Raw genomic sequence first — 12,825 nt, forward strand, 5'->3', positions numbered from 1 at the left:
ACCCCAGTATTGCGGCGACACCCCTAGCCGCACCTGAGTCAGAGCAACCAAACAAAGCTTCAGCATTGTGCGATCGGACGAAGTACGGGGGCTGTGGAACGTCGATTGTAGAGGGACAAGACATCAATGGACTCAGCGCCACGAGAAGGGGAATCACCGTGACGAGCAACACCTTTACGAACCGCCCGCTTGAGCTCGAAGATATCGCGCGCTTCGTTGTGCCAGCCGAGACCGCCATCTCGCCCGATGGCAAGCTCGTGGTCTTCACACGCACGGAAACCTTGAACGGCAGGGCGCACAGCTCACTCTGGGCGGTCAGCGACGGCTCCGAGGCCCGCCCTCTGACGAGCGGCCCGGCCGATTCCGCGCCGCAATTCGTTCCCGATGGCTCCGCGGTTCTCTTCCTCCGGGCATCCGCTGGACCAGCCCAGGTGTATCTACTGCCAATCGGAGGAGGTGAAGCGCGGGCACTTAGCCGGACCGCCGATTTCCCCCTGGGTGTTACGGCCGCGCGCATCAGCCCCGACGGCCTCCGCCTCGCCATCACCGCACCAGTTTCACGCAACGTCACGGGGTCCGCGGTGGAAGAGCCGATCGTGATCGACAGGCTCGGCTTCAAGACCGATGGGGTCGGTTGGAACGCAGCGGTTCGACTGCACCTCTTTGTAAGTGAAATCGCATCCGGCCGAGCGCGACGCCTCAGCGACGGGGACTGGAACGCGAGCGAGGCGAACTGGTCGCCCGACAGCCTGCTGATCGCCTTCACAGCCGCCATCGAACCTGGCAGTGACGTTGATTGGACGAGCGGCGCCTACGTGATCGACGTCGACGCCAAAATGCCGCTGCCGCGCCGAATCGGCCAAGCCAGCAGCCTCAGCGGGGCACTCGCATGGTCACCGGACGGTGGCTCCGTGATCGCAGTCGGGAACACCGCCCCGCGCACCGGGAATGCCGAGCTCCTTCGTCTTTACGTCGGCACGGATGAGACCGACGCGTCGTTAACTGCCCAGCTCGACCGCAATGTCATGGCTGGCTTCCCGGGCTACCCAGGCGGGCGCCCAACGTTTCGCGCCGACGGCTCCGAGATCCTCTACTGCCTACGAGACCGCGGCTGGACGCAGCTGCACGCGGTCACCCCCGATGGCACGAGCTCACGGGCATTGGTCGCGGGGCCCCACCAGGTGGTCTCTGCCCTGTCCGTTGCGTCTGCATCCGCACGTGTCGCCTTCGTGCTCACCACCCAGCAGAGCCTGGGTGAGGTCGCGACGCTAGACCTGGCGACGGGCGTCCTCACCGTGCTCACGAGATTGCGCGAGAGCACCCTCGCCGGCATCGAGCTGTTCGAGGCCGAAGAACGCGAGTTCACAATCTCGGATGGCACACGCGTTCATGGTTGGTTGCTCTCGGCCCCTGAGACGGATGGAGCGGCACCCCTGCTGCTCGACATTCACGGCGGCCCACACAACGCCTGGAGTGGTGTCGCTGAAGGTGTTCATCTTTACCACCAGGTCTTGGCGGCGAAGGGCTGGCGCATCCTTATGGTGAACCCACGCGGCTCGGATGGCTACGGGGACGCCTTCTACCGGGCCGTAAACGGGGGCTGGGGTACCGCCGATGAACGCGACTTCCTCGAGCCGATCGACACGCTCGTTGCCGAGGGCCTCGCCGACCCAGATCGCCTCGCCGTGACTGGTTACAGCTACGGAGGCTTCGGCACCTGTGCGCTCACGGCAGCGACCACCCGGTTTGCCGCGGCCGTCGCAGGCGGCCTGATCTGCAACTTCTCCAGCATGGCCGCCGATGGCGAGCACGCCGCGTACTTCTCTGAGATGAGCACCGGGGTTGCGCCGCTCGGCCACTACCGCGAGCTTCTCGACGCCTCGCCGATCGCCCGGGTCACCAATGTCACAACGCCGACCCTCATGCTGCACGGAGCCGAGGACGCATCCTGCCCCGTCGGACAGGCAGAGGAATGGTTCAAGGCCCTACGCCTCGCCGAGGTGCCAGCTCGCCTTGTTGTCTACCCGGGCGGGAGCCATCTGTTCATCCTGGACGGCCCGATCGAGCATCGCATCGACTATAACCGCCGTCTTATCGAGTGGCTCGAAAGCTACGCGCGGCCCGTCTCCCGCGCGCGGCCGCGCGGTCTCACGGCCGCCGGTCAAGGTGCCGGCTTCTGGCGCCGTCGCCTAGGCGTTCTTCGCACGCGCTACGGTGTCACGGCTGCGCAGTTCGGCATCGTGCGGCTCAACGAGAATGGCACCCCGATCGAGTGCACGACGGCGAGCTCGGGAGTACTCGACATCGGCTCCGGTGTATCCACGACGGACGACGCGCTTTTCCAGATTGGCTCGATCACCAAGGTCTGGACAACGGTCCTCATCATGCAACTCGTCGACGAAGGGCGCCTGGACCTGGATGCACCGGTGCAGAGCATTCTGCCCGATTTCGCCCTCGCGGATCACTCCACCGCTGCCGCCGTCACCGTGCGGCACCTGCTGATTCACACGAGCGGCATCGACGGAGACCTCTTCACAGACACCGGCCCGGGCGACGACTGCGTCGAGCGCTACGTCGAGTCACTGAAGAGTGCCAAGCAGGTGCACCCGATCGACGAGCGTTTCTCGTACTGCAACGCAGGCTTCGTCGTCGCGGGACGGATCATCGAGGTGCTGCGAGGCTGCACCTGGGACGCCGCGCTACGAAAGCACATCATCGCTCCCATGGGACTCGAACACACGATCACCCTGACCTCGGACGCCCCACGCTTCGCCACCGCAACCGGGCACTCTGGTTTCGGCGATGCGGCCCAGCCGGTTCCGAGCTGGTCGATCACGCGCTCCATGGGGCCAGCCGGCCTGATCACGGCGAGCATCGGCGACCTGCTCAGCTTCGCCCAGACCGCGCTCCGTGGTGGTGTCGCTCCCAACGGCACCCGCATACTCTCCGCCGAATCGGCCAGGGCCATGCTCGAAGAGCAGGTGAGCCTGCGCGCAGTGTCGCCCGCGACCGTTGGCTGGGGGCTCGGTTGGTTCCTCGAAGACTGGAAGGGAACATTCGTCTACGGACACGATGGGGGTACCATCGGCCAACGCGCCTATCTGCGGGTCTTCCCGGAGGACGGTTTCGCGCTCGCGCTGCTGACCACGGGAGGCCAACCGGACGGTCTCTACCGAGAATTGTTCGGCGATGCCGCTAGTGCCATCTCGACGGCGAGGATTCCGGATGCCCTGCAGATGGACTCGAGCGGCGCGTCCGCCGCGCTTGCCGCGATTGCCGGACTTGCCGGAGGGACTGCCCGGAAACCGCTTAGCTACGCGTCGGGCGGAGCGGCGCTCACTTTTGAGAACGGCGAGAATGGTCCGCAACTCACAATGCGGGAACTCACGGACGTCCTGCAGGACGGCGAGGAGCCCACAGCAACCACTCTCAACCTTGTGCCCGCTACCCAGCCCGGGGTCTTGCTCTTCACCGCGCCCGACTCCGCGGGCTGGGCACAATTCCGTCCGCTTGAGAAGGGCGCCTATCTCGGTTACCGCTATATGCCGCATGGTGATGCCTCGTGATCAGTGGTCTCCTCACGAGCGAGGCCAGTCGCGACAAGATCGCCTCACTTGCCGAGGCCGAGGCTGACGCCCTGGCCGTGGCCAGCGGGGTCAGCGTTCGCACCCTGCACGGCCCGGCCGAGATGGAGCTGGCCTCTGCCCTTCTCGCGACAATCTGGAAGGCCGAAGGAAATGAGCCACACATCGACCCGGGCCTTCTTGTCGCGCTCGCCCACGCCCACAACTACGTGGCCGGCGCTTACCGCGGCGCGGACCTTGTTGCCGTGTGCGTCGGGTTCTTCCACCCGCCGCCCGACCGGGCGCTGCATTCACACATCGCGGGCGTCGTCGGCGGGAGCGACGGGGCCGGGGTCGGCAAAGCGCTCAAACACCATGAGCGGGCCTGGTGCCTTCGCCGCGGGACCAACACCATGACGTGGACCTTTGATCCGCTCATCGCGCGCAACGCCTACTTCAACATTCACCGGCTCGGGACAGCCGCAATGGAATACTTGCCCAATTTCTATGGAGAGATGACGGACAGCATAAACCGCGGCCAGGACAGTGACCGGATGCTACTCGTCTGGGATCTGCTGCGGGAGCCCGGTGCCCGCATAGCGGCCGGCACCTCGGAACCGGAGGCCTGTGTCCTCTACAACGAGGACGGCGTGCCGCGTCTCTCCCTCGACTCCCTGGGCTCAGCGCAGCGCGTCCGGGTCGAGATCCCCTCCGACATCGAAACGATGCGCATCGAGCATCCCGATCGAGCCGCTCGCTGGCGCCCAGCGCTCCGCGACGCCCTCGCAACACTCATGAACGACGGTTGGCAGGTCACCGACTTCGCCCGCCGAGGCCACTACAGTCTCGAAAGGACCCCCACACGTGCGCATTCTCAGCATTGACCTCATCGATATCACCCTGCCCCTTGTCTCGCCATTCACCACCTCGTTCAGCACCCAAACCTCGCGCGCACCGCTGCTCGTCAAGGTGACGGCCGAGCACAATGGCCGTGAGGTGACCGGCTGGGGCGAGTGTGTGGTTCTCGACGAGCCCGTTTACTCGCCTGAGTACCTCGATGGCGCGCGCGAGGTCTTGCAGCGCTTCCTGATTCCGGCGCTCTACGCCTGGCAGGATGCTGGCAAGGCGCTCACCGCCGAGCTTGTCGGCCACGTGCTTGAGCACCTCGTTGGCCACCGCATGGCGAAGGCCGCACTTGAGATGGCGATCCTCGATGCCCAGCTGCGGGCGACGGATGTCTCCTTCGCCTCCTATTTCGGCGCCACTGTCGACGCGGTCCCGTCCGGCGTTTCGGTCGGAATCCAGAAGTCAATCCCGGATCTGCTCTCTGCGGTAGGCGACTATGTCGACCAGGGTTACGTGCGCATCAAGCTCAAGATCCAGCAGGGCTGGGACATCGAGCCCGTCCGTGCAGTGCGCGAGCGCTTTGGCGATATCCCGTTGCAGGTTGACGCGAATACCGCCTACCGGCTCGTCGACGCCCCGCACTTGCGCAAGCTCGATCCTTTCAACTTGCTGCTGATCGAGCAGCCGCTTGCTGAGGACGATCTGCGCCAGCATGCCCTCCTCGCCCGAGAGATCTCGACACCGATGTGCCTGGACGAGTCGATTGTCTCGGCCGCCTCTGCCGCCGACGCCATCGCCATGGGAGCCGCCGCAATTATCAACATTAAGCCCGGACGCGTTGGCGGATACCTCGAAGCCAAACGCATTCACGACATCGCCGTTGCCAATGGGGTCGCTGTGTGGTGCGGCGGGATGCTTGAGACCGGCCTCGGCCGCGCGGCAAATGCGGCACTCGCCGGCCTGCCCGGATTCACCTTGCCCGGAGACATCTCGGCATCCGACCGCTTCTACAAGCAGGATATCACCGAGCCCTTCCGCATCGAAGACGGCCAGATCCGGATCCCGAGCGGCGCGGGCATTGGCGTCGAGCCGATCCCTGCGGTGCTCGCCGAGGCGACGACACGGACCGTGACGGTCGCCCCGCGGCGAGCTCAGACGCTACGGCGAGCGATCGCCGTCGGTAAGTAGGCGCAACTGGATCATGGCTGCGAAGCGCGCTTCCGGGTCGTTCAGGTCGATCCCTCCAATGGCGGAGAGCCGGCGTAGGCGATAGCGGAAGGTGTTCGGGTGGGTATACACGAGCGCGGACGCCGCGGCAACGTCGCCAAAGGCATCTAGCCAAGCGCGGAGAGTCTCAACAAGTTGTGCGTTGCGTACCCGGTCGTACTCAAGCAGCCGCGCGACCGGGCCGCTCGGGCGGTCGCCGCGAGCGGCGGCAAGGTCTCCGAGTTCAACGAGAAGCGCCTCAACCTGCACGTCGTCGAAGATCACGACCTGCGCATGCGACTTACCGAGTTGAAGAACGCGCAGGGCGCGATCCGCGCTGACGCGGGAAGTGGGGAGTGCCGCATGGTCGTCCGCGATTGTGCCGATACCGAGCAGCAGGCGCCGGTCGCCGCCGATGCGCGCGAGGAATTCGTTGGCAACTCGTGCGGTGCGTCGGCCGGCATCCGCTTGATCCGGACGAACGCTGACGACACCGTAGACGATGTTGCCGATCAGGGCGGCGGCGGAGCGGGGGTATACCGCGCCCAGGTGCATCGAGAGGGCGTCCGCGATGCGTTGCCGTGCGGCGAGAAGACGCGCATGTGCGCCCCCGCCTTCCTCGTCCTCTTCGGAATCCGCGGCAGCGAGCGCAAGTACAATGCAGTGGTGACCGGTGAGGCGCAACTGTGACGCGGCGTCGGCCGCGCCCGAGCCGCCCTCAAGCAGCGTGGCAAGTAAATCGGCCCGCAGCCTGCGCTCAACGTCGGCGCCGGCGCGTATTCGCAACATATGCAGCGCGACCAGCTTCGCGGCATCCTTGAGCGCCCCGATCCGATCTTTCGGCATTGGTTCGCGCACCGCAACCCAGATGGAGCCGAGAATCTCGTCGCCCGCACGCACAGCGAGCGCCACACGAGGGTACGAGGCCACTTGGGCGTCGACATCGACGGGAGCGACCTCGATGGGGTCCGTACTGCGATACAGCTCGCGGAACACGCCGCGCTGTTCCAACTGGCGCATGTAGCGCTCGGGAACCTGACGGCCGAGAATTGTCTCCACGCGGGCGGGATCGGCTTCGTCTTGCTTGCCGGAGAAGGCGACGACTCGGGAGTTGCGGTCCTCGATCGTGACGGGCGCATTGAGAAGTGTCGAAATTGCATTGGCGAGCGAGAAGAGGTCACCGGCAGGCATTCCACCGAGGCCTTGCGGTCCGCTCTCACCGACATCGCCTTCCGCGATGAGCGAGCGCAGCATCGAAGTGAGTTGGGCCCAGGATGCACCGCGGGTCAACGCGAGCACGGGAATGCCGGACTCCTCGGACGCGCGTATGATCGCCGGGTCTGCAATCACAGGCGCCCGGAGCACGAGGCCGGCGGCGTCTTGCGTGGCGAGTGTTGTGAGCAGCTCGACGATCTCCTCGGTCTCGCGCATCCCAACGCCGAGAACGAGCGCGCCGTGTGAGGGGACCGCATCGTCGAGGGAGTCGTGGATGATGACCGTCTCGATCTGCTTTTGACCCTCCGCGTTTCCGCAGACGAGCTCAAGAAGGGTCGTTCCGAGGTCTTCGAGAACCCGGCCAAGGCTTGAGCGCGGCTGCGTCGTCACTGGTATGAGCACGCCTCCGACACTACGGGCAGACGGTACGACTCGACATTGTTGCGCACGACGAAATCGTACCCCGCTTTCGTCGTGCGCTACGGAATGTAGTCCGGCTCTCTTCCGCGGACGACCAGGGCGGGATCCGTCTGTGAAAACTCGTGGATGAGCTCGGCGATGAGCGCGTGGACAAGGCCAGTACGTTCGATCCATGCGCCAACGAGCGCGTGTTCATTGCTAGCGTGCGCACCACCGCCCACTGCGCCGAGCCCGTCGAGCGTTGGGACGCCGATCCCGGCCGTGAAGTTGCCATCGGAGGCTCCGCCGACTGAGGCGCCCTCAAGGCGGCCGAGCCCGAGCTCCACAGCCAAGCGGCTGGCGCGGGCGAACAGATCCAGCGCGGCCGATTCCTCGAGTGGCGGACGGTTCGCCCCACCGGTGACGTTCAGCACGGCATCGGGTAACGTCGCTGCGAGCGCGCGCATTGCGGTGTCCACCCTGTCTTGCTCGGCGAGCGTGCGCACGCGCACGTCCACGGCGAAGCTGGATGCGGCTGGGACGGTGTTCGTGGTCGTACCGGAGCATAGCAATGTCGGGGTGACCGTCGTGCCGAGTTCCGCGTCGCCGAGGCTTGCGACGGCAAGGATCTGGTGCGCGGCCTCGATCGAAGCGTTGACACCCCGCTCGGGCTCGAGACCGGCATGCGCCGCCCGCCCTTGCACTGCGACCTCGTAGAGTGAGACGCCCTTGCGGGCAACCTTGAGGGCACCACCGTCGGCCGATGCCTCGAGAACGAGGGCAGCGGCGCATCCAATGGCCTCGTCTTCGATGAGCTGCCGGGAGCTGGGCGAACCGAGCTCCTCGTCGCCGGTTACCAGGAGGCTCACGCCATCGCGGTTTGGAAGTGCCGCAATGGCGTGGAGCGCCATCACGAGTCCCACCTTCATGTCGAAGCAGCCCGGCCCGCGCAGCACGTCGCCGTTGATCTCGAACGGATGCTCGATGAGCGATCCGATCGGCCAGACCGTGTCGTGGTGGCAGAGTACGAGAACCCGGGGGGTACCGAAGCGCCAGCGCAGGTGGGTACGTCCCTCGATCACGATCCGCTCGGGGGAACAGCCGAGCAGCCGTTCCCCGAGCTCCGTGATCGTGTCCGCGCTGCGGGCGACGGCAGCCAGGTCTGTCGAGGGCGACTCGCGTTCGACGACCGCACGCAGGTCTTCGAGCATCTGCTTGGTGTCGAAGCTCACTGCGCCACCTTGGGCATTGCCCGTGCACCGAAATGCACGTACTGCTCGCCCGTCGGCAGTGAGTAGAAAACCAGCGAGAGCCACCCCTGAGTGCCGGGCGCCCGCAACGCGAATTGGCCATCGCTCACCGGAGTGAGGGCGTACTCTTCGACGGGATTCGGCCTGGATTCGGCGACGACGCCGCTCACGGTCGTGCGCATACGCACGGCCTCCTCCTCCATAAAGACCTCCATGACGACGCTGGAGCGCTCGTAAGTACCGAGATACCGCGACATGTCGCCCGTGTACGGCTCGGCTGGCGGGCCGAACGATCCCGTAATCGAGATATCGGCCAGCTCGCCGAAAATCTCGTTGTAGAGCTCGGTGTACAGATCGTGCGTGTTGCCGCCGTTGGTGAGCAGCGTCACGGCGATGCCATCTTCTGGCAGGATGCGCAGGAAGGCGGCCTGGCCGATCGTGTTGCCATCGTGACCGTAGAGGCGCTTTCCGCCCCAGTCGAAGCGGATCCAGCCGAGGCCCCAGGAGTCGCCAAGCACGTACGGGTCGGGAACGTCGGTCTGGTGTGTGGTCATGAGCTCGGCGCTCTCCGCCGAGAGAATGCGGGTACCGTCGGCCGCGAGCCCGGACTTGAGATGCATGCGGGCGAACTCGAGCACATCCGCCGCGCTGGCATCGATGAGGCCGGCAGGGCCAAGCGAACGGGGGAGTGACCACATCGGAGCGAGAATTGGGCCGTTCTCATCGGCGCCCACATGGCCGGCGGCGGCACGGTGAAGCAGAGCCTCCTCTGGCAGCGTCACGGTGTGCTTGAGACCGAGCGGTGTGAACAGGCGATCGCGAAGGGCGTCATCCCAGCTGAGACCTGTGAGCTTCTCGATCACGCGGCCCATGAGTGCGTAGCCGGAGTTGCAGTACGAGAAGGTCGCCCCGATGGGGTGGTTCTGCTTGACCTCCGAGAGGGCATCGACGTACTTTTCGAGGCAGTCGTCGCCACGTCCGGTGTCGGTGAAAACGTCACCATCAATGCCGCTGGTGTGGGTGAGCAGGTGGCGCATCGTCACCGAGTTGCTCACCTCGGCGTCGGCAACCCGGAACTCGGGGACCACGTCGAGGATCGGGGCATCGAGGTTGAGCTTGCCCTCGTCGACGAGCTGCATGATGACGGTCGCCGTCCACACCTTCGAGATCGAGCCAATCTGGAAGACTGAGTCGTTGGTGGTTTCGACACCGGTATTGATGTTGAGAACGCCGTGGCTCGCGAGGACAGGTTCCTCGCCGAGGCGCAGGATGCCGAGCGTGGCCCCAGGAACTTTGTGGGCGGCCGCCAGTTCGCTCAGGCGCTGCTGCCAGTGCGCGGCGTTGAGAGCCTTCTTGCGAACGGGGGTGCCGGCGGCCGGGGCATAGCGCTCCACCCAGTCGACGATGCGCTCGTTCCAGTCGGCGCGGTGCGAGGGTGCCCCGCCGAGAATAAATAGGTGCGAGCCGCCCGGGTAGAGCACGAGCTCGCTCGGCACATCCTGTTCGCGGAGGGCGGTGAACCACTGCTCGGCTTGGCCGACGGGGCAGCGGTCGTCCTCGCCGCCCTGCACGATGAGGGTCGGAGTGCGAACCTGGCCCACCTGGCTGTAGGGCGATTGCGGGGCGAGGAGTTCCGGGTTCTTCCACGGCAGGGCACCGCTCTCGAGGCGCGACAGGAAGTGGCCGGCATCCGATGTGCCCGCGACGCTCGTGAGATCGGCGACAACACCGCCGGCGACGGCAGCGGCGAAGCGGTTGTCGCGCGAGGTCAGATAGCAGGTCATGAAGCCGCCGTAGCTGTAGCCGGTGACGGCGAGGCGTGCGGGGTCGGCAACACCCTCGGCGACGAGATCGTCGATCGGCTCGAGGAAGTCCTTGGCATCACTCGTGCCCCAGCCGCCGAGAGCTCCGCGGAAGAAGTCGTTGCCGTAGCCGTCGCTCCCGCGTGGGTTGACCGTGAGCACAGCCCATCCGCGGGCAACGAGTTCGTGGTGGTAGGCGTGGAAGGGGTCGGCGGCTCCGTTCCACGCATTGTGCGGCCCGCCATGCACATCGAGCAGGAGCGGGAGGGGGCCGGTGCGTTGCGGGTCGCGGCGCAGCCAGCCGTGCACGACTGAGCCATCCGAGATCGTGAAGCTCCGCGGCTCGGCGACGATGACGCCGGTCTCCTCTGGCGAGTAGCTCGTGAGCACCGAAACGGTGCCAGAGCACAGATCGACCGTGGCGACTTCACCGAAGGACGTTTCCGTCGCGAGCACGATCGCGGCGGTGTCGCCGACGACGGAGACGCCGGACACATTGGCCGCTCCGCCGACGATGACGCGCTGCACCTCACCGTCGATGCTCGTAGCGTAGAGGTGGGTGTAACCACCGTCGCGCAGGCAGAAGATGACTGTCTGGCCATCCCCACTCAGCTGCGGGAGAGCCCCGGGGTAGCCTGCGCCACCCGGCATGACATTTCGGTCGAGAGCCGAAGAGATGTCTCGTGGCGCTTCGCCGTCGAGGGGAAGGAGCAGCACGCTCGCGTTTCCCACCTCGGCATCGGTGCGACCGACGGCGATGAGCTTGGCGGCATCAGGCGTCCAGCCGGTGACGGAGAGCTGCACGTCGGCGGCACCCACGAGGCGTGGCCTGGCATTGCCATCGCTCGAGGAAATCACGTAGGCGGCCGTCTCGAAGGTGAGGTCTGAATCGGCCTCTTTGCCGGTGGAGAAGGCGATCCTTTCGCCGTCCGGCGACCAGACCGGATCGCCAGCGTGCCAGTCGCCACGGGTCAGCTGGGTGATTTCGCCGCTGCCGAGGCTCAGGACATGGATGTGCTTGCGCAGAGTGCCAAGGAGACCGGCGCCGTCGGCCTTGTAGCCGAGCCTGTTTGCGACGATTGGTGCCGAGCGGCGCTTCGCGAAGTCTTCGCTGCCTTCGCCGGGCAGGGCGGCGGAGTCGATGGGGCCGGAGAACGCGATGCGTGTGCCGTCGCCGCTCCACACGGGGGCGCCAGCGCCGAGAGTCTGCGTCGTGACCTGCTCGGCTTCGCCGCCGCCGATCGGCAGAACCCAAATCTGGGGCGGCCCGTCCTGGGCGCGCAGGAAGGCTAGACGTGTTCCATCCGGGCTCCATATCGGCGTCGAGTCGCCGGTCCCCCGGGTCAACCGGCGCGGTTCGCCGCCCTCAGCGGCCACGAGCCACAGCGAGCGTTCGTCGCGGTCTTCGGCGCGGTTGGTGGTCTTGAGAACGTAAGCGATGCTGCTGCCGTCCGGCGACAGAGCGGGCTGCTCTGGAAGCTGCGTGGCAATGAGGTCGTCAATTACACGTTGTTGTGCCATCGTGTGGGTCTCCTGATCAATGAGTTACGCGGTGCGGGGTTTGGCTGGAGCGGATGCTGTTACCAAGAGGGTTCGAAAGGTTGGGGTACACGGTCCCTCGTGGGGTCGGCGAAGTGGCAGGCCGTGGCGTGCCCCGGCGTCGTAGAAAGCTGTGGCGCGCTCTGCACGCAGATCTGACGCTCGGGGTGGACGAGCGGCCCGATCGGGCAACGGGGGTTGAATCGGCAACCGCTCGGCGGGTGATGTGGGTCTGCGGGTTCGACGTCCATCGGAGCGGCCGGATCAACGGCAAGAAGGTTGCCGTTGCGGGTCGGCACGGATGCGAGCAGCTCGCGGGTATACGGGTGCTTGGCGTTGTTCAACACCTCATCGACCGGTCCGAGCTCGACGATGTGGCCGAGGTACATCACTGCGATGTAGTCGCTCAGATAGCGCACGACCGAAAGGTTGTGCGAGATGAACAGCATCGTGAGTTCCAGCTCGGCGCAGACATTGCGCACCAGGTTCAGGACCGAGCCCTGCACCGAGACGTCAAGCGCCGAGGTGATCTCATCGGCGATGATGACCTCGGGTCGTGCGGCGAGCGCCCTAGCGAGGCCAATGCGCTGACGTTGGCCGCCCGAGAGAGCGCCAGGGAGTGAACCCGCACGGTCGGGGTCAAGGTTCACAAGCTTAAGCAAGCGCCCGACCTCGGCCCGCTTGGCCGCGGCTGAGGAGAACGTGCCACGCGGAATCATCTCGGCGATGGACTCGCCGATCGCCATCCGTGGATCGAGCGAGGAGAACGGGTCCTGAAAGACCATCTGAATTGGGTGCCGGCGCCGCAGTTTCGCGACGTCGACGCCGTCGAGCGTGATCGCGCCGCCCGTGACAGGGGCGAGTCCGATGGCGGCGCGGGCGAGCGTCGACTTGCCCGAGCCTGATTCGCCGACGAGGCCGACGACCGAACCGGAGGGTATGGTCAGCGAGACGTCATCGACGGCGGTCAGGCCTGTGCTGCGGGATCCATATCTCACGCTGACA

General features: G+C 65.9%; 7 protein-coding genes. 3 read left to right on the forward strand and 4 right to left on the reverse strand.

The window, feature by feature from the left end:
• Nucleotides 1–158 precede the first annotated feature (158 nt).
• Genes ACFVTG_RS16225 through menC form a run of 3 tightly spaced genes read left to right on the forward strand, consistent with a single transcriptional unit; the run spans nt 159 to nt 5,597 of the window.
• Nucleotides 159–3,566 (forward strand): serine hydrolase, encoded by a 3,408-nt coding sequence (locus ACFVTG_RS16225; RefSeq protein WP_390281935.1) that lies wholly within the window; start codon nt 159–161, stop codon nt 3,564–3,566.
• A complete protein-coding gene (locus ACFVTG_RS16230; RefSeq protein ID WP_390281937.1) occupies nt 3,563–4,447 on the forward strand; it encodes a hypothetical protein in 885 nt (294 codons plus the stop codon). The genes ACFVTG_RS16225 and ACFVTG_RS16230 overlap by 4 nt, the downstream gene beginning before the upstream one ends.
• Nucleotides 4,428–5,597 carry an o-succinylbenzoate synthase gene (gene menC, locus ACFVTG_RS16235; RefSeq protein WP_390281939.1) on the forward strand — a complete coding sequence of 390 codons (1,170 nt, stop codon included), beginning with the start codon at nt 4,428–4,430 and terminating at the stop codon, nt 5,595–5,597. Before ACFVTG_RS16230 ends, menC begins: the two co-directional genes overlap by 20 nt.
• Here the strand turns inward: menC and ACFVTG_RS16240 are convergent.
• The 4 genes from ACFVTG_RS16240 to ACFVTG_RS16255 form a co-directional block, all read right to left on the reverse strand.
• Nucleotides 5,568–7,232 carry a PucR family transcriptional regulator gene (locus ACFVTG_RS16240; RefSeq protein ID WP_390281940.1) on the reverse strand — a complete coding sequence of 555 codons (1,665 nt, stop codon included), beginning with the start codon at nt 7,230–7,232 and terminating at the stop codon, nt 5,568–5,570. The two genes, menC and ACFVTG_RS16240, sit on opposite strands and share 30 nt — an antisense overlap.
• Before the next feature lie 77 nt (nt 7,233–7,309).
• Nucleotides 7,310–8,461 carry a M20 family metallopeptidase gene (locus tag ACFVTG_RS16245; protein WP_390281941.1) on the reverse strand — a complete coding sequence of 384 codons (1,152 nt, stop codon included), beginning with the start codon at nt 8,459–8,461 and terminating at the stop codon, nt 7,310–7,312.
• A complete protein-coding gene (locus ACFVTG_RS16250; RefSeq protein WP_390281942.1) occupies nt 8,458–11,802 on the reverse strand; it encodes a serine hydrolase in 3,345 nt (1,114 codons plus the stop codon). Before ACFVTG_RS16250 ends, ACFVTG_RS16245 begins: the two co-directional genes overlap by 4 nt.
• Before the next feature lie 59 nt (nt 11,803–11,861).
• Complete coding sequence (locus tag ACFVTG_RS16255; protein ID WP_390281944.1) at nt 11,862–12,818, reverse strand: ABC transporter ATP-binding protein; 957 nt, start codon at nt 12,816–12,818, stop codon at nt 11,862–11,864.
• Nucleotides 12,819–12,825 lie beyond the last annotated feature (7 nt).

Origin of the sequence: Arthrobacter sp. NPDC058127 (genome assembly GCF_042884555.1) — a bacterium.
Lineage (GTDB): Bacteria > Actinomycetota > Actinomycetes > Actinomycetales > Micrococcaceae > Arthrobacter.

Coding starts and splice junctions, on each gene's coding strand:
- ACFVTG_RS16250 (WP_390281942.1), bottom strand. CDS start 11,802: ATGGCACAACAACGTGTAATTGACGACCTCATTGCCACGCAGCTTCCA.